At 48.7% G+C, this 24,133-nt stretch carries 21 protein-coding genes and 1 pseudogene; all 22 read left to right on the top strand.

The features are described from left to right. Positions 1–14: 14 nt before the first annotated feature. On the top strand, positions 15–2,222 hold the full coding sequence (locus tag RGU44_RS13215) for a bifunctional prephenate dehydrogenase/3-phosphoshikimate 1-carboxyvinyltransferase (protein WP_322217818.1): 2,208 nt from the start codon (positions 15–17) through the stop codon (positions 2,220–2,222). Next, positions 2,219–2,908, top strand: a complete 690-nt coding sequence (gene cmk / locus RGU44_RS13210; RefSeq protein WP_219063884.1) for a (d)CMP kinase — start codon at positions 2,219–2,221, stop codon at positions 2,906–2,908. The genes RGU44_RS13215 and cmk overlap by 4 nt, the downstream gene beginning before the upstream one ends. A 121-nt stretch (positions 2,909–3,029) precedes the next feature. Then, entirely contained in the window at positions 3,030–4,721 is a 1,692-nt protein-coding gene (rpsA, locus tag RGU44_RS13205) for a 30S ribosomal protein S1 (protein WP_219063883.1), read from the top strand. Positions 4,722–4,892: 171 nt separating this feature from the next. After that, the gene (locus RGU44_RS13200; protein ID WP_322217487.1) at positions 4,893–5,351 is read left to right on the top strand and encodes an REP-associated tyrosine transposase; all 459 of its coding nucleotides are present in this window, start codon (positions 4,893–4,895) and stop codon (positions 5,349–5,351) included. Between the two features lie 543 nt (positions 5,352–5,894). Next, positions 5,895–6,176 (top strand): hypothetical protein, encoded by a 282-nt coding sequence (locus RGU44_RS13195; protein ID WP_322180999.1) that lies wholly within the window; start codon positions 5,895–5,897, stop codon positions 6,174–6,176. Between the two features lie 165 nt (positions 6,177–6,341). Further along, entirely contained in the window at positions 6,342–6,638 is a 297-nt protein-coding gene (gene ihfB, locus RGU44_RS13190) for an integration host factor subunit beta (protein WP_322180997.1), read from the top strand. A gap of 24 nt (positions 6,639–6,662) precedes the next feature. After that, complete coding sequence (locus RGU44_RS13185; RefSeq protein ID WP_322217486.1) at positions 6,663–6,902, top strand: LapA family protein; 240 nt, start codon at positions 6,663–6,665, stop codon at positions 6,900–6,902. A gap of 146 nt (positions 6,903–7,048) precedes the next feature. Beyond that, on the top strand, positions 7,049–8,173 hold the full coding sequence (locus tag RGU44_RS13180; protein ID WP_322217484.1) for an LPS O-antigen chain length determinant protein WzzB: 1,125 nt from the start codon (positions 7,049–7,051) through the stop codon (positions 8,171–8,173). A 247-nt stretch (positions 8,174–8,420) separates the two neighbouring features. Further along, positions 8,421–9,779: a Wzz/FepE/Etk N-terminal domain-containing protein gene (locus RGU44_RS13175; protein WP_322217481.1), complete on the top strand. Its 1,359-nt coding sequence runs from the start codon at positions 8,421–8,423 to the stop codon at positions 9,777–9,779. An 84-nt stretch (positions 9,780–9,863) separates the two neighbouring features. Beyond that, positions 9,864–11,355, top strand: a pseudogene (locus tag RGU44_RS13170) (MBL fold metallo-hydrolase). A gap of 165 nt (positions 11,356–11,520) precedes the next feature. Continuing rightward, positions 11,521–12,393, top strand: a complete 873-nt coding sequence (rfbA, locus tag RGU44_RS13165) for a glucose-1-phosphate thymidylyltransferase RfbA (RefSeq protein ID WP_322217478.1) — start codon at positions 11,521–11,523, stop codon at positions 12,391–12,393. Between the two features lie 75 nt (positions 12,394–12,468). Then, positions 12,469–13,041, top strand: a complete 573-nt coding sequence (locus RGU44_RS13160) for an acyltransferase (protein WP_322217476.1) — start codon at positions 12,469–12,471, stop codon at positions 13,039–13,041. Further along, positions 13,028–14,170, top strand: coding sequence for a dTDP-4-amino-4,6-dideoxygalactose transaminase (gene rffA, locus RGU44_RS13155; RefSeq protein ID WP_322217473.1), 1,143 nt, complete (start codon positions 13,028–13,030; stop codon positions 14,168–14,170). Before RGU44_RS13160 ends, rffA begins: the two co-directional genes overlap by 14 nt. Next, positions 14,154–15,449, top strand: a complete 1,296-nt coding sequence (locus RGU44_RS13150; protein WP_322217470.1) for an O-antigen translocase — start codon at positions 14,154–14,156, stop codon at positions 15,447–15,449. Before rffA ends, RGU44_RS13150 begins: the two co-directional genes overlap by 17 nt. Before the next feature lie 68 nt (positions 15,450–15,517). Then, positions 15,518–16,570: an EpsG family protein gene (locus RGU44_RS13145; protein WP_322217466.1), complete on the top strand. Its 1,053-nt coding sequence runs from the start codon at positions 15,518–15,520 to the stop codon at positions 16,568–16,570. A 24-nt stretch (positions 16,571–16,594) separates the two neighbouring features. Further along, on the top strand, positions 16,595–17,809 hold the full coding sequence (locus RGU44_RS13140) for a glycosyltransferase family 4 protein (RefSeq protein ID WP_322217464.1): 1,215 nt from the start codon (positions 16,595–16,597) through the stop codon (positions 17,807–17,809). Position 17,810: 1 nt separating this feature from the next. Then, the gene (locus RGU44_RS13135; protein WP_322217462.1) at positions 17,811–19,058 is read left to right on the top strand and encodes a glycosyltransferase family 4 protein; all 1,248 of its coding nucleotides are present in this window, start codon (positions 17,811–17,813) and stop codon (positions 19,056–19,058) included. Then, positions 19,059–19,916 (top strand): SDR family oxidoreductase, encoded by an 858-nt coding sequence (locus RGU44_RS13130; RefSeq protein ID WP_322217460.1) that lies wholly within the window; start codon positions 19,059–19,061, stop codon positions 19,914–19,916. A gap of 20 nt (positions 19,917–19,936) precedes the next feature. Continuing rightward, entirely contained in the window at positions 19,937–20,947 is a 1,011-nt protein-coding gene (locus RGU44_RS13125) for a polysaccharide biosynthesis protein (protein ID WP_322217458.1), read from the top strand. Beyond that, complete coding sequence (gene wecB, locus RGU44_RS13120) at positions 20,940–22,067, top strand: non-hydrolyzing UDP-N-acetylglucosamine 2-epimerase (RefSeq protein ID WP_322217455.1); 1,128 nt, start codon at positions 20,940–20,942, stop codon at positions 22,065–22,067. Before RGU44_RS13125 ends, wecB begins: the two co-directional genes overlap by 8 nt. Positions 22,068–22,080: 13 nt before the next feature. After that, the gene (locus tag RGU44_RS13115) at positions 22,081–23,040 is read left to right on the top strand and encodes an SDR family oxidoreductase (protein ID WP_322217453.1); all 960 of its coding nucleotides are present in this window, start codon (positions 22,081–22,083) and stop codon (positions 23,038–23,040) included. Beyond that, positions 23,040–24,071: a glycosyltransferase family 4 protein gene (locus tag RGU44_RS13110; RefSeq protein WP_322217450.1), complete on the top strand. Its 1,032-nt coding sequence runs from the start codon at positions 23,040–23,042 to the stop codon at positions 24,069–24,071. The genes RGU44_RS13115 and RGU44_RS13110 overlap by 1 nt, the downstream gene beginning before the upstream one ends. Positions 24,072–24,133: the final 62 nt, after the last annotated feature.

The raw sequence follows: 24,133 nt of genomic DNA, 5'->3' as shown, positions 1-24,133 counted from the left end.
AATCAACTCAACCTATGATCGGGCGCCTGGTGGTGATCGGCCTCGGCTTGATCGGTGGTTCGTTCGCCAAAGGCCTGCGTGAAAGTGGCCTGTGCCGGGAAGTGGTGGGTGTCGATCTGAATTCGCGCTCGCGCCAGCTGGCGGTAGAGCAGGGCGTGGTCGACCGGTGCGAGGAAGATATCGCTGCCGCCTGTCGCGGCGCTGACGTTATCCAGCTCGCTGTGCCTATTCTGGCAATGGAAAAGTTACTGACGTTGTTGGCGACCCTTGATCTTGGCAATGCTGTGCTGACCGATGTCGGCAGTGCCAAGGGCAACGTGGTGCGCGCTGCGCGTCTGGCGTTTGGCGGTTTGCCCGCGCGTTTCGTGCCGGGACATCCAATTGCCGGGTCCGAGCAGAGCGGGGTGGAAGCCTCTAACGCCCAGCTGTTCCGTCGGCATAAAGTGATTTTGACACCGCTGGCCGAAACCGATCCGGCAGCGTTGGCCCTGATTGACCGTTTATGGTCTGAGCTGGGCGCGGATGTCGAGCACATGCAGGTCGAGCGCCACGATGAAGTGTTGGCGGCGACCAGTCATTTGCCGCATCTGCTGGCGTTTGCCCTGGTGGACTCACTGGCCAAGCGCAACGAGAATCTGGACATCTTTAGATATGCAGCGGGCGGTTTCCGCGATTTCACAAGGATCGCGGGCAGTGACCCGGTGATGTGGCACGACATTTTTCTCGCTAATCGCGAGGCGGTGTTACGCACATTGGATACATTTCGCACAGACCTCGACGCCTTGCGCGACGCGGTCGATGCAGGGGATGGGCTTCAATTACTGGGCGTATTCACTCGCGCCCGTGTTGCTCGCGAGCATTTCAGTAAAATCCTTGCCCGCCGGGCTTATGTGGACGCTATGAACACCAACGACCTGATTTTCCTGGCTAATCCTGGTGGACGCGTTTGCGGACGTATCCGCGTTCCAGGCGACAAATCGATTTCCCACCGCTCGATCATGCTCGGCTCGCTGGCCGAAGGCACGACCGAAGTCGAGGGCTTCCTCGAAGGTGAAGACGCGCTGGCAACCTTGCAGGCGTTCCGTGACATGGGTGTTGTGATCGAAGGCCCACAAAATGGCCGCGTGACCATCCACGGTGTTGGCCTGCATGGCTTGAAAGCCGCGCCGGGCCCAATCTATCTGGGTAACTCCGGCACCTCGATGCGCCTGCTTTCCGGTTTGTTGGCCGCGCAGAGTTTCGACAGCACCTTGACCGGCGATGCCTCGCTGTCCAAGCGGCCGATGAACCGCGTCGCCAATCCATTGCGTGAAATGGGCGCCGTGATCGAGACCGCCGCTGAAGGTCGTCCACCGATGATCATTCGCGGCGGCCATCGTCTGACCGGCCTGACCTACACCTTGCCAATGGCCAGCGCACAGGTGAAATCCTGCCTGCTGCTGGCTGGCCTGTATGCCGATGGCAAGACCAGCATCACCGAACCTGCACCGACGCGTGACCATACCGAACGCATGCTGCGCGGCTTTGGCTACCCGGTCAGCGTTCAGAACAGCACCGCTTCCGTAGAGTCGGGTCACAAGCTCACCGCGACCCACATTGAAGTGCCTGCTGATATCTCCTCGGCAGCCTTCTTCCTAGTCGCGGCTTCTATTGCTGAAGGCTCTGACCTGTTGCTTGAGCACGTCGGCATCAACCCGACGCGTACCGGCGTCATCGATATTCTGCGTCTGATGGGCGCCGACATCACCCTGGAAAACCAGCGCGAAGTCGGCGGCGAACCCGTGGCGGACCTGCGTGTACGCGCCGCCAAACTCAAGGGTATCGAAATCCCTGAAGAGCTGGTCCCGCTGGCAATCGACGAATTTCCGGTATTGTTCGTGGCGGCAGCCTGTGCAGAAGGGCGCACCGTCCTGCGCGGCGCCGAAGAGCTGCGGGTCAAGGAATCCGACCGTATCCAGGTCATGGCTGACGGCTTGCTGGCGCTGGGCGTCAAAGTCGAGCCGACCCCGGACGGCATCATTATCGATGGCGGCCTGATCGGCGGCGGCGAAGTTCACGGTCACGGCGACCACCGGATTGCCATGGCTTTCAGCGTGGCCTCCCTGCGCGCATCGGCACCGATCCGCATCCATGATTGCGCCAACGTCGCGACCTCATTCCCCAACTTCCTCGCGCTTTGCGCTCAAGTCGGCATGCGTGTATCAGAAGAGGCGCAGTCATGAGAGTTCGAGCGCCAGTCATCACCATCGATGGACCTAGCGGTTCAGGCAAGGGCACCGTTGCTGGCCGGTTGGCCAAGCATCTGGGTTGGTGTCTGCTGGATTCCGGAGCGCTCTATCGTTTGCTGGCGTTCTCCGCGCGCAACCACGGCGTCGACCTGACGAATGAAGAGGCCCTGAAGCTGCTGGCCGCTCATCTGGATGTGCAGTTCAACGTCGGCACCGATGATCACGGGCAGCGGATTACTCTGGAAGGCGAAGATGTCACCCACGCCATCCGCAACGAACAGATCGGCAATGGCGCCTCGCAAGTGGCTTCACTGCCCGCGGTGCGCGATGCCTTGCTCCAGCGCCAGCGCGCATTTCAGGAGCCGCCGGGCCTGGTAGCCGATGGTCGCGACATGGGCACTGTGGTGTTCCCGGATGCGCCGCTGAAGATTTTTCTGACCGCCAGCGCCGAGGAACGTGCACGTCGCCGTTACTTGCAGTTGAAGGCCAAAGGCGATGATGTTAGTCTGTCGAGTCTGCTAGATGAGATATGTGCACGCGATGAGCGTGACACCCAGCGAGCGGTAGCCCCGCTCAAGCCGGCGCATGACGCCATACAGCTGGATTCCACTGAATTATCCATCGAGCAGGTGCTGGAACGCATTTTGAGTGAAATCGCACTTCGCGATCTCGCCGGATGACAAGGAAGCGTGTGGGAGACCAGGCATAGTCCCACAGGCCTTCTTTTATTTGAACGAAACCCACGTTGTCTGGAACGTGGCAGATGGGCGTATTCTTCGCCCTTGATCAACAGGAATTAAAATGAGCGAAAGCTTTGCAGAACTTTTTGAAGAAAGCCTAAAGACCCTCAACCTTCAGGCCGGTTCGATCATCACCGCGATCATCGTTGATATCGATTACCAGGCTGGATGGGTTACGGTTCACGCCGGTCTGAAATCTGAAGGCCTCATCCCGCTGGAGCAGTTCCACAACGACGCTGGCGAGCTGACCATCAAGATCGGCGACGAAGTGCACGTTGCACTGGACGCGGTCGAAGATGGCTTTGGCGAAACCAAGCTGTCCCGCGAAAAAGCCAAGCGTGCTGAGTGCTGGATTGTTCTGGAAGCGGCTTTCGCAGCTGAAGAAGTGGTCAAGGGCGTTATCAACGGTAAGGTTAAAGGCGGCTTCACTGTCGACGTTAACGGCATCCGTGCGTTCCTGCCTGGTTCTCTGGTTGATGTCCGCCCAGTGCGTGACACGACTCACCTGGAAGGCAAAGAGCTCGAATTCAAGGTCATCAAACTCGACCAGAAACGCAACAACGTTGTCGTTTCCCGCCGTAGCGTCCTTGAAGCCGAGAACAGCGCTGAGCGCGAAGCTCTGCTGGAATCCTTGCAAGAAGGTCAGCAAGTCAAAGGTATCGTCAAAAACCTCACCGATTACGGCGCATTCGTCGATCTGGGTGGCGTCGATGGCCTGCTGCACATTACCGACATGGCTTGGAAACGCATCAAGCATCCATCGGAAATCGTCAACGTTGGCGATGAGATCGATGTAAAAGTCCTGAAGTACGATCGCGAACGCAATCGTGTTTCCTTGGGTCTGAAGCAGTTGGGCGAAGATCCATGGGTCGCTATCAAAGCTCGCTACCCAGAAGGCACTCGCGTAACAGCCCGTGTTACCAACCTGACCGACTACGGCTGCTTCGCTGAGCTGGAAGAAGGCGTTGAAGGCTTGGTACACGTTTCCGAAATGGACTGGACCAACAAAAACATCCACCCTTCGAAAGTCGTACAAGTTGGCGACGAAGTGGAAGTTATGGTTCTGGACATCGACGAAGAGCGTCGTCGTATCTCCCTCGGCATCAAACAGTGCAAATCTAACCCATGGGAAGATTTCTCTGGCCAGTTCAACAAGGGCGATAAAATCTCCGGCACCATCAAGTCGATCACCGATTTCGGTATCTTCATTGGTCTGGACGGCGGCATCGACGGCCTGGTTCACCTGTCCGACATCTCCTGGAACGAAGTGGGCGAAGAAGCCGTACGTCGCTTCAAGAAGGGCGATGAGCTCGACACCGTGATCCTGTCTGTTGATCCAGAGCGTGAACGCATCTCCCTGGGCATCAAACAGCTGGAAAGCGATCCGTTCTCCGAGTACGTGATGGTCAACGACAAAGGCGCTATCGTTCGCGGTATCGTTAAAGAAGTTGACGCCAAAGGCGCCATCATCACTCTGGGCGACGACATCGAAGCTACTCTGAAAGCCTCCGAAATCAGCCGTGACCGCGTTGAAGACGCGCGTAACGTTCTGAAAGAAGGCGAAGAAGTTGAAGCCAAGATCATCAGCGTTGATCGCAAGAGCCGCGTAATCCAATTGTCCATCAAGTCGAAAGACGTTGAAGACGAGAAAGAAGCTATCCAAAGCCTGCGCGCCAAGCCAGAAACTGCGGAAAGCACAGGTCCTACCACCATCGGTGACCTGCTTCGCGCACAAATGGAAAAACAGAACTAAGTTCTGATTGACCATAGAAAAAGGGCGACTTCGGTCGCCCTTTTTTGTGCTTGCGAAAAGCCCATCACGATCCCCCTGACACCCCTCGCCAAACATACCTCCCTGCACACCACCCCACACTTGGCTAATCTGGGACATACACCTGATTAACCCAACGGGAGGGGCAACGGAATGCCCAAACACGCGCACAGCCACAGCCTACGCCATGGCCGACTCTCTGAAATCAGCCAAATTTACCTGTTAACCACCGTCACCCAAAACCGCCACCCCCTCTTCAAAGTCTGGCGCCTGGGACGGTTGGTCGTCTCCGAACTAAAACGCGCCGAAGAGCAAAGCCTGGTTCAGTCATTAGCCTGGGTAGTGATGCCCGATCACCTGCACTGGCTCATCGAGCTAAAGCAAAACTCCCTTTCCCGCGTCATGCAACAAATCAAAGCCCGAAGCGCTATCGCAATCAACAAAGCCACCCAAAGCCAAAACCGTGTATGGCAACGCGGATACCACGATACAACCCTCCGCACCGAAAACGACCTGAAAAAACTCGCCCGCTACATCGTCGCAAACCCCCTGCGAGCCGGGCTGGTCAAGCGAATAGGTGACTACCCACTGTGGGACGCCATATGGCTTTAACATCACACTATCCCAGCCGCTGAGCTGACTCGTAACTACGCGTCCCGGTCAGCTCCCACCTATCAAAATCATTGCCCATACGGTCTCCGCTTCTGGCCGCTAGGCCGTAGGAGCAGACTTGTCTGCGAAGACCATGCGGCGCGGTCTGCCTGCTGCCCCTCGATCCAGATCGAGGGGCAGGGTCAAACCCAAACCCGCCGGAAGCCCGTGCCGTGCTTATTCGCAGACGAGTCAGCTCCCACCTATCAAAATCATTGCCCATACGGTCTCCGCTTCTGGCCGCAAGGCCGTAGGAGCAGACTTGTCTGCGAAGACCATGCGGCGCGGTCTACCTGCTGCCCCTCGATCCCGATCAACCTCCTGCCATAGGTGATTTTCGCCGTGAAATGCACCATGTCTTTCGCGTCTGTCATTGCCCCACACGGTCATACCACCAACACATCACCCCCTCCTGTCTTTTCAACAAGACAAGCCCTTCAAGCCGAGACTAGACTGAATCGTCTACGAGCTGTCGCAGGGCACGCGCCCCGCATAAGGAAATACATGCGCCGCATCATCATTGTTGTCGCCATGCTGGCCCTCACAGGCTGTGCCACCTCCCATAAAACCAAAGTAATACGTGGTCAAAGCGGATTGATGGTCGAATGCTCCGGCATGAACTCCAGTTGGGACAGTTGCTACGCCCGCGCTACCCGTGAATGCAAACCGGGCGGCTTTAAAGTCCTCGGCAAATCCAGCGACGTCAAAGAAGATCCAGAGGACTATCCATTCGGGTGGAATCCAGCCGGCTATTTCACCAGGAGCATGCTCGTGGTCTGTAATTGAGCGTTTTAATCCTGGATATGCACCAGAAAATGTCATAAATGAAGGGAACTTCACGGGCCGCCAATCATCCTTCACATAAGTCAATACTCGGACTGTTCAAATCCTTCCAGTCATGCTAAAACCTTCGGAGCGCTTATCTAGCTGCTTGAAAAAGAAGGGAAAAATATGACGAAGTCGGAGTTGATCGATCGAATTGTTACCCATCAAGGGCTGCTCTCATCCAAGGATGTCGAGCTGGCTATCAAGACCATGCTTGAGCAAATGTCTCAATGCCTCGCCACCGGTGATCGCATCGAGATTCGGGGCTTTGGCAGCTTTTCTCTGCACTACCGCTCACCGCGCGTAGGGCGCAACCCAAAAACCGGCCAATCCGTGAGCCTTGACGGCAAATTCGTCCCTCACTTCAAACCGGGCAAAGAATTGCGTGATCGAGTCAACGAAGACGAAGAAGAGGGCGTCTAACGCCCCCAACAAAAGGAGCGGCAGATGCGGAACTTCAAGCGCGTAATGTTGGTCGTAATCATCCTGCTGATCGTTTTGGCGACGGTAGTGTTCGTGCTGGAAAATCAGCAACCTGTTTCCCTGGTCTTTCTCGGCTGGTCAGCGCCAGAGCTGTCAGTGGCTGTCCCTGTGATTTTAGCCTTGCTGATCGGGATGATGATCGGCCCGCTGCTTGGCTGGATTGTGAGCTTCCGGAGAAAACAAAAACCGCCTCGATTGGTTTGAGTTCAGTCCGGATTCTGGATGATCAGCGAGCGGAAAGAGAAAGAGGGCGCGGAGTGCGCACTTTTTCCGGGTTCTCTTCAAGAGATCTCAATTGTTTACACCTTCGACACTCAGAACATCAAAGTATTGTCTAACCTCAAATAGTCATGCTTGGCAAGGACGCTCAAGATATTCAGCGCGTCGACCAACCCACTATAAAAATTGAAAAGGTTAGACCTGATATGGCGAACACCCCGGCAACGACGCAGGACGCGGATGAGATCGACCTGTTTGAATTGGTTGTGGCGTTATGGGCTCAGAAGCTTCTGATAATCAGTGTCGCTTTGGTCGCAACCCTGGCAGCGGCGACGTATGCTTTTCTCAGTAAGCCTATTTATGAAGCGCGTGTTTATTTGCAGCCGCCAACCTTGAACGGCATCGCTGATTTCAACTACGGCCGAACCAGAGATGCAGAGCTCACGCCCTTTACGACCAAAGATGTGTACGAGGTATTCACCCGTAACTTACAGAGTGAATCATTGCGACGAGCCTTCTTCAATGAAGTTTATTTGCCTTCGCTACCAGCGTCCGAGCGTAACGGGTCGCAAGATGTGTTGTACGCCAATTTTCTAAGAACATTGACTATAGGTCTTCCGAGCAAAGAGCAACCAGATCGTTATTCCGTTATCGTTGAAGGCGAGGATCCTGCCCAAGCCGCCGATTGGGTGAAGGCTTTTGCAGCCAGAGCGGGTGCCGCAGCGGAAAAAGAAATGATCAGCAACGTTACCCGTGAAGCCGAAGTGCGGGCGCGTAACCTTAGCCAGCAGATCACTACCTTACAAGAAACACAAAGCCGAATTCGTCAGGACTCCATCACCCAGCTGCGTGAGGCGTTGGCGGTGGCTGAGGCCATTGGCCTGCAAAATCCACCCATCGTTTCTGGCAATATTTCAGCGGAAGTCTCTGCCAGCATGGACGGGCAGTTGACATATATGCGTGGCAGCAAAGCGCTGAAAGCAGAAATTCAGAACCTCGAAAGTCGTAAATCTGACGATCCTTTCACGGGGAACTTAAGAGCACTGCAAATCAAGCAAAGTTTTTACACAGATTTACAGGTAAGCCCAGACGCCGTCTCTGTCTATCGCCAGGATGGTCCCATTGAGCAGCCTGATCGTCCCATCAAACCCAAAAAAGGCCTCATCATACTGCTAGGGCTGGTCGTGGGTGGCATGGTGGGTTTCATGATCGCGCTGGTTCGCCATTTCGTACTGACCAGGAAAGGTAGGGTTTGAAGCATCTAGACTCAAATCCTCATGCCGATTCGTTTTGTAGGAACTATCCTACAAATTGTCAAGACTTGTAATGAGCTAGGTTAGTGGCAGAATGCCGCAAGTTCTCGATTACCAGTCAGTCTTTTGTGCGTCATTGACGCGAGCATGAAGCTCGCGTCAATGACCAGAATTAATAATAACTACTAGCACTTAGCTATCTGTCTGCATAACGAGCCCGCAGTTTCTCTTTTGAAGGCAGGCCTTGGTTGTGAGTAGCATTACCCGTATTCCCTCGACTACCCCTAACGATGAAATCGATCTATTTGCGTTAGTTCATGCCATCTGGCGTCAGAAAGCGCTGATCGTCTCAGTGGCTATCGTCGCCGGTCTGATCGCCGCAGCCTACGCGTTCCTTACTACCCCGGAATATCAAGTCAGCAGCGTTCTGCGCCCGGCGGCGATCAACGAACTCGATGCCCTGAACCGCTCGGATATCTACAAGCTTCCTCCTAAAGATGCCCTTCTCAAAGTGGGGGCTTCGTTGGAATCTTATGACACACGTTTAGGCTTTTTCCGCGCAAATCAAGGATTATTCAAAGAATTCAAGCGCCCAGGTCAAACCCTTGAGCAAAGCTTTGAGGAGTTCAACCGCGACTCAATCAGGCTGGTTTTGCCAGACCCCAAGAGAGTGGATGTCCTCAGCGCTTCTATTGGCCTGGAGTTGAACTATCCGAAAGGTGTAGATGGTGTTGCAATCCTGAACGGCTTTATTGACTACGGGATTCAGGCTGAGCGTGAGCAGATTTCGGCGGACATGGATGTGATCGTCAATAACCGTCTGAATGAGTTGAAAGGCAAAATTGATGCCGCGCGTGCCAGCTACGATACCGACAAAGAATCGAAAATCGCGGTGCTGCTTGAGGCGGATAACCTAAAGCGTGCGCAACTGCAGGACGAGCTAAAAGCCCTACGCTTGCAGTTAAAAACCCAGCGCGGTGATCGAATGGCTCAGTTGAGTGAAGCCATAGGTATTGCCAAATCATTGGGTATCAAGCGACCTACCACTCCGTCCTCGTTGGGTGACACTGAGCGCACAGGCCCTAACAGTGTTATGCGTACGGAAGTCAATAATCAGCAAATCCCCCTGTACTTCATGGGCACAGAAGCCTTGGAGGCGGAGCGTAATGCCTTGCAGCAGCGTAAATCTGACGATTTCACCGAACACCGAATTGCCGAGATCGCCAAGGAACTGCTACTGCTGCAGAACAACCGCCAGGTTGAAGTGCTGAGCAAGCGTGAAAACGAAGACATTTTCTTGACCGGCATCGAGCCTCTACGTGAAGAGCGTGCACGACTGCGTAACTTGAACATCGATCTGCAGAACCTAAAATTGGTCACTATCGACCGTAAGGCTCTGGAGCCTCAACGGCCCGTCAAACCTAAAAAGGTATTGATTGTCATTCTTGGCCTGATAATGGGCGCGATGCTGGGTGTACTGTTGGCATTGATCCGCCATTTCGTCAGCGCACGGCGCCTATCGGTTGTTCATCATCAGGCGTTAGCACCTGCATTGAATGGCACCCTGCAAGGCAGCAACGGACAAGGTTTGCAAAACGTTAAAGACTGATCAACGCCCAAGGTCCGGCTAAGCTGGACCGTTTTTTTATGGGCGAACATCGTCTTTCATGTAGCAAGACCGAGAGGGACTCTCATGCTTTACCCGGAAATCATCCACCACGGCGCCATTGAGGGTGTCACAGGCTCTTGCCATCAACTGCAACTGGATGCAACAAGCAGCCTGCTGATCGACTGCGGCTTATTTCAGGGATTGGAAACCAGCAAGCAGGGTATCGTCGGGGCCGATTCATCGGCCATCGACTTTTCCATCGAAACCATCAAAGCCCTGATCGTTACGCACGTGCACGCTGACCATGTCGGGCGTATCCCTAATCTCCTGACCGCTGGCTTTAAAGGTCCGATTCTCTGCAGCGAGCCGTCGGCTAAATTGTTGCCGCTGGTGCTGGAAGACGCCTACAAGCTCGAATACGGGCGAGACGAACAACACGTCGAGCGCTATCTCAAGCTAATCGAGTCGAGGATCATTGCGCTGCCCTTCGACACCTGGTTTAGCCTGGCAAAAACCCCTGAGCTTTCTTGCAGAGTTCGTCTGCAGCGTGCTGGGCATATTCTTGGTTCGGCTTATGTCGAATGCGATATCGACTACCCCGTCGAAAGCCGCAATAAGCGTATCGTTTTCTCGGGTGATCTGGGCGCCTCGCACACGCCACTGTTATCTCGTCCAAAATCCCCAGAACGCGGACGTACTGGTGCTGGAAAGCACCTATGGTGATCGCCTGCATGAAGACCGAGCTACACGCCTGTCGCGACTGGAAGAGGTCATTGACAGGGCTTTGGCAGATCATGGCACGGTACTGATTCCCGCATTCAGCATCGGGCGCACTCAGGAATTGCTCTACGAAATCGAAAATATTCTCCATCGCAAAGCGCTGCGGAACCCAAACACCGCCAATGAGGGGGTGGCGTTTGAAAGCCCCGCATCCGAGCAAGATCCAGGCAGCTCCCTACCCATCGATTGGCCTCAGCTACCGATCATCCTGGATTCACCCTTGGCCAGCCGTTTTACCAAGGTCTATCAGGAACTTGATGACTTCTGGGATGCCGAAGCTAAACAGCGACTAGACAACGGGCGCAAGCCGCTACGATTCGACCAACTGATTACCATCGACACCCATGCAAAGCATATGCAAACGGTCAACTACCTTGCCAGCACCGGCCGACCCGCTATCGTCATCGCGGGCAGCGGCATGTGCTCCGGTGGTCGAATCGTCAACTACCTGAAAGCCATGCTCGGTGACAGCAGGCATAATGTGCTTTTTGTGGGCTATCAAGCCAAAGGCACGCCGGGCGCGGCTATTCAGCAGCGTGGTCAGAAGGGTGGTTATGTCGAACTGGACCGTGAACGCTATCCCATTGTTGCGGGCGTGAGCACGATTAGCGGCTATTCCGCTCATGCGGATCAGAAAGGTTTGGTAGAATTTGTAACCGACATGGCAGATTGGCCGTCAGAGGTAAGGCTGGTACATGGTGACGCGCAGGCCAAAAAAGCGCTTCAGGCTGTCTTGCTTAGAAAACTTCAGCTCGAAAATAGCAAAACTACGGTGGTCTTGGGTTCGTTGTTGTAACGTATTGCAGATGAGAATTATTCAATAGTCTGCGTAGATAGCTGGCTCAACGTCCGCATTGATTGCATTGATTTTCGAAAGTAGGGGTCGTTAGGTTAACAACCGATCCCTGTGTAACTATTGCGCCGGGACCATTTCAGGGACCGCAGCATTGAAGGGAATAGCATGAAAGGCATAATTCTGGCAGGTGGTTCTGGAACCCGCTTGTACCCCATTACAAAGGGTGTTTCGAAGCAACTGCTGCCCATTTATGACAAACCAATGGTTTTTTACCCGCTGTCGGTACTCATGCTGGCCGGAATCCGGGAGATATTAGTCATCACCACGGCTGAAGATATTGACGGATTCAAACGCCTACTGGGTGACGGATCTCAGTTTGGTGTGTCTTTAAGCTATGCCATTCAGGCCCGGCCCGATGGTCTGGCTCAAGCCTTCATTATTGGTGAGGAGTTCATCGGTAAGGATCCGGTTTGTTTAGTGCTAGGCGACAATATTTTCTATGGTCAAGGTTTTACGCCGATGCTGCATGCTGCGGTAACTCGTGGGAAAGGGGCCACCGTTTTTGGATATCAGGTCAAGGACCCTGAGCGGTTCGGAGTGGTTGAGTTCGACCAAAATCTACGCGCAGTTTCTATTGAAGAAAAACCAAATAAGCCAAAATCAAATTATGCCGTTACAGGTTTGTATTTCTACGATAACGACGTTATTGAAATTGCCAAACAGGTCGAACCTTCTGAACGTGGTGAGCTAGAAATCACAAGTATTAACCAAGTCTACATGGAGCGTGGTGATTTGCACGTTCAGTTGTTAAGAAGAGGCTTTGCCTGGCTGGATACAGGAACTCATGAAAGCTTGCTTGAAGCTGCTCATTTCGTGGAAACGATTGAAAAGCGCCAAGGGTATAAAGTTGCTTGCTTGGAAGAAATTGCTTTTAATAACGGTTGGTTAACAACTTCTGAATTGATGCAGATTGGCACCGATCTGAGCAAAAATAGTTATGGACAATACTTGCTCAGTATAGTGAGAGAAAATGCTTGAGCGGAACGGTATTACTTTCATGATTGCGAAAAAAATAGGTCGCTTATTTATTAATATTGTCAGGTGTGATGATTAATGGCTTATCTCACAGACGTTCAACTACAAGAAGCAGGTTTTAAGGCGCTAGGCAAGCATGTAAAAATAAGCGATAAGGCAAGCATATATAATGCCGACCAGATTGAGATAGGTGACTTCTCTCGAATCGATGATTTTTGTGTGATTTCCGGGCGTGTTTCTCTCGGAAAATATAATCACATCACTCCCATGTGTTTGGTTGCTGGAGGCATTCCAGGTATCGTATTGGAAGATTTCTGTACGTTAGCTTATGGCGTAAAGGTATTTTCACAATCGGATGACTACAGCGGAGAGACCTTAACCAATTCCTTAGTACCAAAAAAGTTTAAAAATGAAAAGCTTGCTTCCGTCCATTTACAGAGACACGTAATTGTCGGAGCCGGAGCGATAATTTTCCCCGGTGTAACCGTTGCCGAGGGGTGTTCAATAGGCGCCATGGCGCTAGTAACTAAAAGCACTTCTCCTTGGGGCATATACACCGGTATACCTGCTCAGCGGGTTAAAAATAGAAAGAAAGATTTGCTAAAATTAGAACTTGAATTTCTCGACGAGCAGAAAAATGATTCCATTTAATAAGCCTCCTTATACCGGAAACGAAGACCAATATGTAATGGCCGCTATGCGAAGCGGAAAAATGTCAGGCGATGGCGACTTCACAATACGCTGTCAAAGTTGGTTTGAAGAAGCGCTGGGTTGTGAAAAAGCACTGTTAACGCCTTCATGTACACAAGCGTTAGAGATGGCTGCTATTCTTATAGATATTCAGCCCGGCGATGAAGTCATTATGCCGAGCTATACATTTGTAAGTACGGCTAACGCCTTTGTACTACGTGGCGCAAAAATAGTCTTTGTCGATATTCGCCCTGACACCATGAATATCGACGAAACATTGATAGAAGTTGCAATTACAAATAAGACGAAAGCTATAGTGCCAGTCCATTATGCTGGAATAGCCTGCGAAATGGACGTGATTATGGACATAGCGTCACGACATAATCTGTACGTCATCGAAGATGCGGCACAAGGGATGATGTCTACCTATAGAGGTCGGCCTTTAGGATCCATTGGGCACATGGCTGCGTATAGTTTTCATGAGACAAAAAACTATACCAGCGGTGGAGAAGGAGGATTGCTCATCATTAATGATAAGCAATTTGTATCGCGGGCTGAAATTATTAGAGAGAAAGGGACAAACCGCAGCCAGTTTTTTCGAGGCATGATCGATAAGTATACTTGGGTTGACGTCGGTAGCAGTTACTTACCTGGTGAACTTCAGGCGGCCTACCTGTATGGCCAACTTGAGAAGGCGGAATATATTAACGCTTCGCGCCTCTCGATTTGGAATGCATATGATGAGTTTTTTAGAGAATTAAAAAAAGAGGGGTTAGTTGATTTGCCAAACATACCCTTAGATTGCGTCAACAATGGACATATGTATTATTTGAAAGTGAAAGATATTGCGTGCAGAACGCGGGTTCTTGATATGCTGAAAGAAGCGAAAATAGGCGCTGTTTTTCACTATATCCCGTTACATTCTGCACCCGCAGGAAAAAAACTTGGACGTCTTAATGGTATCGACAATTTTACTACGAAAGAAAGTGAACGGTTATTACGTTTGCCTATCTGGCATGGAATGACATCTGCTGAAGTAAACGCTGTAACTGAAGCTGTCTCGGGTGCTATCCATGCCGCATGCTGCTGAGACGGGCGTAGTGCCTTCAAATCCAAGCCGTAGGATAGCAATTTACAGTGCATTACTCACCAGCGCAGCTCAAGGCTCGAAAATCCTTGTTGGTTTTTGTGTACTAAAGCTAGTGGCCATGTACTTAGGCCCCGATGGGCTTGGAAAACTTGGGCACTTCATGAGTGTCGTTTCAATTTTGGTCCTTCTTGCAGGTGGAGGATTAAGTCATGGAGTTATAAAATACTCGTCTGAATATAAGGCTAACTACTTTAAGTTTTACAAGGTGTTGTCTACATCTATTATTTATGCAGGTGTGTTTTCACTTGTATTTTTTGTAGCTGGAATAATTTTTTCGAATGCTATTTCTAAACTTGTATTCGGAGATGTTCACTTATATTGGGTAATTTTACTGCTGGCTGCTAGCCAAATTGTATTTGCGTTTAATGTTCTTTTTTCTAGTTTTGCTAATGGCTTGGGGGACGTAAAGTTATTTGCCAAAACGCAGATCATAGGTAATTTGATGGCTCTACCTGTGGCCTGGTTGATGATTTCAAATTACGGGGTTCCCGGTGCGGCTATAGCAATCGTTGCCGTCTTCTTCATGGCGTTTTTCCCCGGATTAAGTAGTTATATTAAATCGCCGCTTTTTTTGCGAATTAGCTGGAAAAAAATAGATACTGGGATATGTAAAAAGTTAGGCCGGTTTGGTCTAATGCTAGTCGTAAGCGCAATTGCTTTTCCATTAGTTGAAATACTTATTCGAGAGTCCCTAATAAAAAATGTAGGCTACAAAGAAGCAGGAATTTGGCAAGGGAGTATTAAACTCTCAAGTGCTTATCTTGGGTTTTTTAGTGTGTTTTTAGCGTCTTATTTTTTACCTATTATTTCTCCGATGATAAGTAAGAAGGAAATAGGTAAGCATGTATTTAAGTTTTTACTAGTCGTAATGTTTGTTTTTTCTTTAGGTGGCGGTGTTCTTTACATTGGACGCTCTTTTTTTATTCCTTTGCTTCTTTCTCGAGATTTCGTCGAGCTGGAAAGCTACCTCATATATCAACTGGTTGGTGATTTCTTTAAAGTATCAGCCTATGTGATTGGTTTTGTTTCAGTCGCTAAAGCTGCTACTAAAATATATATTGGATCAGAGTTTATCCAAGCTGGTATTTTTCTGGGACTTAACTTTACATTAGGACATTCTATTGGTGGCGTTGCGGGTGTCATGGTTGCTTACATGTATGCGTATATCATTTTTTTTGCTGTTAGCTTGGCGGCGTTTATGTACTGGATGCGCTCATAATGTCATTTAGGTTTGTGTGGCCGCTCTATGCGGTATTTGGGCTCATCTTTTTTTTAGGTGGACTTGAAATGGCATTAAAGCAGCGCCTATATAGATCAATTATGGTCTCGGCGTGTGCACTTGCACTGATCACGCTCGCGACGTTTCGAAGTGTCGGGGTAGGTAGTGATGACGCTGCCTACGAGTTAATGTTTATTCAAATACCATCTTTTTTTGATTGTGATACATTTTTATGCAATTACAGCTATTCTCAGTTTAATATTGAAGTGGGTTTTTTTACGCTACTTTCGTTGTTGTCTAGCATAAGCACAAGCCACTATTTGTTGTTTGGATTTATTTCATCTGTCGCCATTCTTTATAATATTAGAAGTATTAAGTACTTTACGCCCCATGTAGGGGCTGCGACTCTAGTCTATTTTAGCCACTTTTATCTAAATAAAGAGCTAAATGCAATACGGCTTGGTCTGGCTTCCGCGATACTTTTTTGGGCAGCGACATATGCAGGAAGAAAAAGATATTTAGCAATGTGGGTGCTGGTGGTGGGGGCAATATGTATACATGTGTCCTCAGTACTATTTATTGTTCCATTTTTATTATATTCTCGAATCTCGAACAGAGCAGTTTATGCTGTGGGAGGCTTGGCATTACTAGTCTTTGCTGCCCTAATTGATTTGAAGCTATTGTTTTCTTATGCGACAAATTTTGGTTTTATTGGGGAGAAAATTGAGCTTTATCTAAATGCTGATATGTACAGTTATGCACTCCCACTCCTGAGTGTAGTTAATTTAAAAAATATTTTCATCGTGATTTTATCTTTAATCTGGTGGAAAAAACTGTCAGAAAAATATGAGCATTTTGAGTTGATATTTTGTTTTTTCTACTGTGCAACGTTTCTTCGGATAGTGCTCGGGGATTTTGCAATTTTCGCAGGAAGAAGTTATGCCGCGATATCAATGTTCGAATATGTTCTCTTACCTGCGGTAGCGTTTGTCATATTTGGTCGCTGGGTTGGATATTTGATGATAGGCATCTATTCGCTTTTGACGTTATATCTGAACTTGACAACTAATTCAGGTTGGGCTGGAGAGGCTGAGGTTTTTTTTGATTTTTTTAATCTTTGACTTCACCGCTATGGGAGTGAGAATGTGAAAAATATACTATTTGTTTTAGGCGGCCTATCTATCGGCGGGGTAGAAACCTATGTTGTAAGGTTGGCTAAAGAGTTGAAAGAACAAGGGAACAGTATTGATATTTTGTTGTTATCCGGCAAATATGATGTAGGTCTTTTTTCACAGCTTAGCAAATTTGCCAGCGTTACAATTATCGAGAAAGTTAGCTTTTTAGGTGCTTCGAGTTGGATTAATTCTTTATTACCAAATTCCAATCGATCTGATATCCATTATGATGTAGTACATGTCGTTGATTTGCTGACACTTGCTTATGTGTACTTTAATAGAAAACATTACTCTTTCACCGGTTTGAGTATTGGTATTTATCACTCAAAAGAAATTTGTTGGTGGCGAGAGCGTAATATCTACTTTAGAAAAAAAATGCTTGAGCTCTATGATAAGAATGTGAAGCTCACATTGTTTCCTAATGAAAGTACTGCGGAAATGGCTTCTAATTTTTGTGGCATAGAATCGTCTAGTCTCCATGTCCTGCCTTTAGGGATTTCAATCAAAAATTATCAAAATAAAAAACCAAATAAAAAGTCTCTGAAAATAGTTTCCGTTGGACGGCTCGTTGATTTCAAAATTTACAATGCTCATGTGATTTCACAAATGCCTAGGCTTCGTGAGATCGATAATTTTGAGTATTTTATATATGGATCCGGTCCAGAGCTAGCCAGCTTGCAGCTATTAGCAAAGAAGTGTGGCGTTGGTAAGTATGTGCATTTTATGGGTGAAATCGAATATTCAGAGCTTCCAGCTGTACTGGATGGATCGTTTTGCTTTGTCGGATCAGGAACAACGATTATTGAGGCGTCCGCTGCAGGTATCCCATCTGTAGTGGGTATAGAGTCAATTGTTCTCCCGTTGACCTGCGGGCTATTTTCCGATGTTGTTGGCTACTCCTATAATGAGGAGTCAGCTACGACTATAAGACTGGGTATCTTTGAAACGATTCAGTCGTTACATGAATTGAATGATGCTCAATATTATCTCGTATCAGAGTCTCATCGATATAAAGCTAATGATTTTGATATAGAAAAAACGTCCATATTATTTTTAGAACAATCGAATCAACAACCAACATTCGATTTTTCTTTTAATAGGTGGCGAGCGCTGCTTTCTTTCGGTGCTTCAATTCTGAGCCTTGGGCCAAAGGCGTTGAAATCAAGATTTGATAGTGTGAACTAATATGAATTTAAAAATTGCCATCGTAACCCAGTATTTTTATCCAGAGCATTTCATAATAAACGATATTGTTCGTGAGTTGGTGCGCCAAGGGCACACAGTAGAGATATTTACGGGTAAGCCGAATTATCCCGATGGAATTATTTATGATGGCTATAGCGCTAAAGGGTGCACAAATGAAATATGGGAAGATGGTGTAAAGTTACATCGTGTCCCCATGAGGCCACGCTTAACAGGTGGAGCTAAGAATCTAGCTTTAAATTATTTGTCTTTTTTATTCAACGGACTATTTTTTTTTCCTGGGTCGTTAAAGAAGCAATCGTTCGATGCAATAATCGTATATGGGGTTTCGCCGATAACGGCTGCAGTGCCAGCGATTTTAATGAAGTTTTTAACGAGGGCACATTTGTTTGTGTGGGTCCAGGATCTGTGGCCTGAAAGTCTAAAAGCGACTGGTTTTATTAAGAACTCAATGACGCTTCGTCTTGTAGGGCTCTTGGTTAAAGGGATATATGCTTTTGCTGATACCATCTTGGTGCAATCCAAAGCCTTTGTGACGCCTGTAATGAAATACGCAAAAGCGAATAAAATTTTCTATTATCCTAATTCATACCGTAAACCCACCACTGTCGAAGTGTCTGAATCCGGCCTGCCTAGTGATTTTATTGACCTGTTAGAGCGTAATTTTTGCGTGGTATTTGCCGGAAACCTAGGGCACGCCCAGTCGTTGGATACCTTAATAGATGCGGCTATTAGATTAAAGCATTTAAGTGAACTCAAAATTGTCATAGTTGGCAGTGGTAGTAGGTTGCGTTGGCTTCAAGACCAAAAAAAGCAACTTAACCTAGATAATGTAATCTTGCCTGGTCGTTTTCCTGCTTCTGCGATGGATGAAATTTTCGAGAAGAGCAAAGGACTCTTAGTGACGTTGACGCGAGATGAGATTTTCTCTTATACCGTTCCTAGCAAAGTGCAGGCATATATGGCAGCTGGCAGACCACTCCTAGCCGCCTTAGATGGCGAGGGGGCCCGTGTTATTGAGGAGTCTGGCGCAGGGCTCTGTTCCCGTGCGGAAGATGCGGCCTCGCTCGCTCAAAATATTGAAGTCCTTTACAATAGATCGCCGGAGGAGCGGGATATCATGGGTGAAGCCGGTTTCCGTTATTTTAGCGAGCATTTTGAAATGCAAGGTCAGTGCCAACGCTTGGTAGAAATTATCAAAAAACGAATTGCAGACCAAGAGACTCATTAGATGAATATTTTAATTTTGGGCGTTACAGGGATGTTAGGCAGTACGATGTTTAAATACATCTCGGAAAATACGAGTCATTCAGTACGCGGTACAATGAGAAACCGCTCAGGCTTAAAAAACTTTAAAAGTGAACTCAAAGATAGTTTTTATGTTGATGTTGATGTCTTGGATCATGATTCTATCATCAGTGTTTTTGACGCGGCGCGACCTGATTTGGTCATAAACTGTGTTGGGCTGATAAAGCAGTTGGCTGATGCTAAGAACCCTTTGTCTGCGCTGCCTATTAACGCGATGCTTCCTCACCGGTTGTCAAAACTATGTGGGTTGGTTAATTCGAAACTTATTCACATAAGTACTGATTGTATATTCAGCGGCCGCAAAGGTATGTACACCGAGAACGACATCTCTGACGCCGAAGACTTGTATGGAAAGTCGAAATATATCGGTGAAATTTCAGATCAACCCCACGTGTTAACACTTCGCACATCTATCATAGGTCATGAACTGGGTAGTAGTTCGTCGCTGATCGACTGGTTTCTTTCCCAGACGGGTACGGTGAAGGGGTACTCAAAAGCTATTTTCTCGGGGCTGCCCACGGTAGAAGTTGCGAGAGTTATAGTGGATTTTGTTATTCCAAATCCCGAGCTATGTGGTTTATATCATCTATCTGTTGAACCGATAGATAAGTATTCATTGCTGCGCGAAGTTGCCAAAGTCTATGAGAAAAATGTGGAAATCATTCCAGATGATGAACTATTAATAGATAGATCTCTAGATTCTTCTCGGTTTAGATCTGCTGTAGGTTACATGCCACCCTCATGGCCAGATCTTATAAAAACCATGTATCTACATCGCTAATTACACTCTTGGTGGAAAAAATGTTTGACAATAAAATTCTGATGATTACAGGTGGAACTGGTTCTTTCGGGAATACGGTCCTTAAGCGTTTTCTTGACACTAATGTCAAAGAAATACGCATTTTTAGTCGAGATGAGAAAAAACAAGAGGACATGCGTATTGCCTTGAGTAATGACAAGGTAAAGTTTTACATAGGTGACGTACGAGACTATGCCAGCATTTCTCAGGCCATGGTCGGAGTTGATTACATTTTTCACGCGGCGGCCCTAAAACAGGTGCCTTCTTGTGAGTTCTACCCAATGGAAGCGGTTAAGACGAATGTTATGGGTACAGAAAACGTACTCAATGCTGCCATTGCGAATAACGTCAGCCGGGTAGTGGTACTCAGCACAGACAAGGCTGTATACCCCATTAACGCAATGGGGATATCCAAAGCCATGGCTGAAAAACTTGTAGTGGCTAAATCCAGGATTATCCCTGATACAGGCCCAGTGATTTGTTCCACTCGTTACGGGAACGTGATGGCCTCTCGTGGTTCGGTAATACCTCTTTTTATAAATCAGCTTAAAGATGGTCATGAGCTTACTGTTACAGATCCTAATATGACACGCTTTTTGATGTCGCTTGAGGACTCGGTAGATCTGGTTCTCCACGCATTTGAACATGCACAGCAGGGCGACATTTTTGTCCAAAAAGCGCCTGCATCTACAGTTGCAGACTTGGCTCAAGCGCTGAAGGAACTTTTTGCTTGTGATAATGCGATCAAGGTTATTGGGACGCGTCACGGTGAAAAATTGTACGAGTCTCTCATCTCACGTGAGGAAATGGCAAAAGCTGAAGACATGGGGCGTTACTACCGTATTCCGGCAGATAATAGGGATCTCAACTATAAAAAATATTTTGTCGAGGGTGAACAGCATATTTCGGAGTTGGATGACTACACTTCCCACAATACTGAACGTTTGGATATTCAGGGCATTAAAGAGCTTCTTCTGAAGCTGGATTTCATTCAGGAGCAACTTAATGCTTAAGGTAATGACGCTGGTGGGCACTCGACCTGAACTTATTAAAATGAGTCGAGTTATTGCCGAGCTGGATGAGCAAACCAATCACATTTTAGTCCACTCGGGGCAAAATTATGATTATGAGCTCAATCAAGTTTTTTTTGATGATCTCGGAATTCGTAAACCTGATCATTTTTTAGGTGCTGTCGGCGATACTGCGGCTAAAACCATTGCGGAAGTCATTTCGAAAGCGGACGATATTTTTGAGCTTGAGAAACCGGACGCGCTGATGCTTTATGGCGACACTAACACCTGCTTGGCTGTTATCGCGGCGAAACGTAGAAAAATTCCGGTTTTTCATATGGAAGCCGGAAATCGTTGTTTTGATCAACGCGTACCTGAAGAGCTTAATCGTAAAGTACTGGATCACTTGAGCGATATAAATCTGGTACTGACGGAGCACGCTCGTCGCTATCTTTTGGCTGAAGGCATTCGTCCTGAGACCATTATAAAAACCGGGTCTCACATGGAGGAGGTCCTAGACTATTATATGCCTCGCATACTAGAGTCCGACGTTCTTGCTCGTGAAGGGCTTGAAGATGGAAAGTTTTTCATCGTCAGCGCTCACCGTGAAGAAAATGTGGATACACCCGATAATCTTCTTGACCTTCTAGCCTCACTTCGTGCTTTGGCTGAGATTTACAAATACCCGATTATCGTCTCCACTCATCCCCGTACTCGCAAACGGCTGGAGTTACTCGGTGAGTCGCTTGATCATCCGTTAATTCGTTTCGTTAAACCTTTTGGGTTGCTGGATTATATAAAACTGCAGATGGGATCATTTTGTGTGCTTTCTGACAGTGGCACCATTACTGAAGAGGCTTCGTTGTTGAACTTGCCTGCGGTGACTATTCGAAACGCCCATGAGCGACCAGAAGGCATGGACGAGGGAACATTGATTATGTGCGGTCTTAAGTCAGAGCGGGTGCTAGACGCGGTCCGTGTCGTGACAAGTCAGCATAATCGAGAGGCTCGAGTTATTCCAGTGGTTAAGGACTATCTCGGCGGACCTGTATCCAAGCAGGTTGTTAGAGTGGTTCATAGCTACACTGACTATATTAATCGGACTGTTTGGTCTAAACCCTAAGAGGCTCGTTAGTATGCGCGTTCTGATAACAGGTGCCTCTGGCTTTGTCGGCAGTAGGTTGCTTACTGTCCTTTGTACAAAAGACAGCTATGAAATAGGCGCAGCTACACGCCGCGATTTCTTTGAATGCCCTGCCTCGGTGCGCGTATCTAGGGTCACTGGGCTTTCGCCTGATACCGACTGGACCGAGGCTACCAGAGGCGTCGAAGTTGTTGTGCATACCGCCGCTCGGGTGCACGTGATGAATGACACTTTTGCGGATCCTCTAGCAGAATTTCGCAAGATTAACGTTGAAGGGACGCTTAATCTGGCCCGCCAAGCAGTAGCGGCCGGAGTAAAGCGGTTTGTATTTGTTAGCTCCATTAAGGTACAGGGAGAGTTAACATTACCGGGCCGCGCGTTTTCAGCAGATGATTCGCCTGCCCCTGTTGACCCATACGGGGTATCCAAGCAAGAGGCTGAGGTGGGCCTTCGCAGGCTTGCAGCTGAAACCGGTATTGAAGTGGTGATTATCCGCCCTGTGTTGGTCTATGGGCCTGGGGTAAAAGCAAACTTTTTGAGCATGATGCGTTGGCTCGACAAGGGTATTCCGCTTCCTTTTGGAGCTATCAATAACCATCGCAGCTTGGTGGCACTGGACAACCTTGTTGACCTTATCGTGACGTGTATTGAGCATCCCAACGCCGCGAATCAGACCTTTTTGGTGAGCGACGGTGAAGACCTTTCTACCACAGAGCTTTTGCTCAGGATGTCACAGGCACTGGGTAAGTCACCAAGGCTGCTACCCATACCCAGTTGGGTTTTAAAAAACGCTGCCAATTGGTTGGGCAAAACGGAACTGTCACAACGGCTCTGTGGTTCGTTGCAGGTAGATATAAGTAAGACCCGATCAGTATTGGGATGGACGCCTCCAGTCAGTATTAATGAGGCTCTCAAGAAGACAGCTGTGCATTTTCAGGAATGTCGAGAATAATGATTTATTGGTGGCTGATTCCCGTTGTTGGTGTTTTTTCGTTGGCGTTGACGGCGGTCCTACGTCGATACGCCCTGTCTCGAAGCCTGATGGATATTCCTAATTCACGTAGTTCACATTCAATACCGACCCCGCGAGGTGGGGGGGTTGCGATCGTCGTGGCCTTTTTGATGGTATTGCCTGTTCTAGGGTGGGCCCTGCTGACTTCTTGGTCTACGGTTATCGCCATCGGTGGGGCCGGCGCATTAGTCGCAGTAATTGGCTTTATGGATGATCATGGTCATATCGCAGCTAGATGGCGTTTACTAGGCCATTTCAGTGCTGCCACATGGGCTCTGTTCTGGCTGGGCGGATTACCCGTAATCGTATTGTTCGGGGTCGAGGTTGATTTTAGTTGGTTTGGGCATATTTTGGCTGCGGTTTATCTGGTCTGGATGCTCAATCTGTATAACTTCATGGACGGGATCGACGGCATTGCCAGCGTAGAGGCTATTTGTGCCTGCCTTGGGGCTTGCCTTTTGTATCTGGTCGGTGGCTTTCCAGAGTTGATTTGGGTACCGCTGTCGTTGGCGATGGCAGTTTTTGGTTTTCTCTACTGGAATTTCCCCCCTGCGCGTATTTTTATGGGCGATGCCGGTAGTGGGTTTCTTGGAATCACCCTAGGTGTTATATCTCTGCAAGCGGCTTGGCTGTCATCACCGCTTTTGTGGAGCTGGTTGATTTTATTGGGCGTGTTTGTGGTCGATGCGACGTTTACACTGATCCGGCGCTTGGTGCGAGGTGACAAGGTTTATGAAGCGCACCGCAGTCATGCTTATCAGTTTGCTTCGCGCAAGGTCGGAATGCATCTACCGGTCACGTTGGCGGTGGCGGCAATCAACCTATTATGGTTAATGCCAATTGCGTTATGCGTGGCGATTTTTGAGCTGGACGGGGTACTTGGGCTTGTCATTGCTTACGTCCCTCTGATTGCCCTGGCCATAAAGTTTCACGCAGGCGAGCTTGAACCTATTGAATTCCCCCCGTCCTAAAATGAGGGCGTCTTCTGTTTTTGGTGTGTGTTCAAATACGTACAATGAAGCGGGTACTAGTC

Source organism: Pseudomonas sp. 5C2 (assembly GCF_034314155.1).
GTDB lineage: Bacteria > Pseudomonadota > Gammaproteobacteria > Pseudomonadales > Pseudomonadaceae > Aquipseudomonas.
The sequence above is the reverse complement of the archived record's forward strand: the minus strand, read 5'-3'. Positions and strand labels throughout refer to the sequence as shown.

Excerpts from the sequence above, each read along its gene's own strand:
- RGU44_RS13215 (WP_322217818.1), top strand. The coding sequence starts at position 15 with ATGATCGGGCGCCTGGTGGTGATCGGCCTCGGCTTGATCGGTGGTTCG.
- cmk (WP_219063884.1), top strand. The coding sequence starts at position 2,219 with ATGAGAGTTCGAGCGCCAGTCATCACCATCGATGGACCTAGCGGTTCA.
- rpsA (WP_219063883.1), top strand. The coding sequence starts at position 3,030 with ATGAGCGAAAGCTTTGCAGAACTTTTTGAAGAAAGCCTAAAGACCCTC.
- RGU44_RS13200 (WP_322217487.1), top strand. The coding sequence starts at position 4,893 with ATGCCCAAACACGCGCACAGCCACAGCCTACGCCATGGCCGACTCTCT.
- RGU44_RS13195 (WP_322180999.1), top strand. The coding sequence starts at position 5,895 with ATGCGCCGCATCATCATTGTTGTCGCCATGCTGGCCCTCACAGGCTGT.
- ihfB (WP_322180997.1), top strand. The coding sequence starts at position 6,342 with ATGACGAAGTCGGAGTTGATCGATCGAATTGTTACCCATCAAGGGCTG.
- RGU44_RS13185 (WP_322217486.1), top strand. The coding sequence starts at position 6,663 with ATGCGGAACTTCAAGCGCGTAATGTTGGTCGTAATCATCCTGCTGATC.
- RGU44_RS13180 (WP_322217484.1), top strand. The coding sequence starts at position 7,049 with ATGCTTGGCAAGGACGCTCAAGATATTCAGCGCGTCGACCAACCCACT.
- rfbA (WP_322217478.1), top strand. The coding sequence starts at position 11,521 with ATGAAAGGCATAATTCTGGCAGGTGGTTCTGGAACCCGCTTGTACCCC.
- RGU44_RS13160 (WP_322217476.1), top strand. The coding sequence starts at position 12,469 with ATGGCTTATCTCACAGACGTTCAACTACAAGAAGCAGGTTTTAAGGCG.
- rffA (WP_322217473.1), top strand. The coding sequence starts at position 13,028 with ATGATTCCATTTAATAAGCCTCCTTATACCGGAAACGAAGACCAATAT.
- RGU44_RS13150 (WP_322217470.1), top strand. The coding sequence starts at position 14,154 with ATGCCGCATGCTGCTGAGACGGGCGTAGTGCCTTCAAATCCAAGCCGT.
- RGU44_RS13145 (WP_322217466.1), top strand. The coding sequence starts at position 15,518 with ATGGCATTAAAGCAGCGCCTATATAGATCAATTATGGTCTCGGCGTGT.
- RGU44_RS13135 (WP_322217462.1), top strand. The coding sequence starts at position 17,811 with ATGAATTTAAAAATTGCCATCGTAACCCAGTATTTTTATCCAGAGCAT.
- RGU44_RS13130 (WP_322217460.1), top strand. The coding sequence starts at position 19,059 with ATGAATATTTTAATTTTGGGCGTTACAGGGATGTTAGGCAGTACGATG.
- RGU44_RS13125 (WP_322217458.1), top strand. The coding sequence starts at position 19,937 with ATGTTTGACAATAAAATTCTGATGATTACAGGTGGAACTGGTTCTTTC.
- wecB (WP_322217455.1), top strand. The coding sequence starts at position 20,940 with ATGCTTAAGGTAATGACGCTGGTGGGCACTCGACCTGAACTTATTAAA.
- RGU44_RS13115 (WP_322217453.1), top strand. The coding sequence starts at position 22,081 with ATGCGCGTTCTGATAACAGGTGCCTCTGGCTTTGTCGGCAGTAGGTTG.
- RGU44_RS13110 (WP_322217450.1), top strand. The coding sequence starts at position 23,040 with ATGATTTATTGGTGGCTGATTCCCGTTGTTGGTGTTTTTTCGTTGGCG.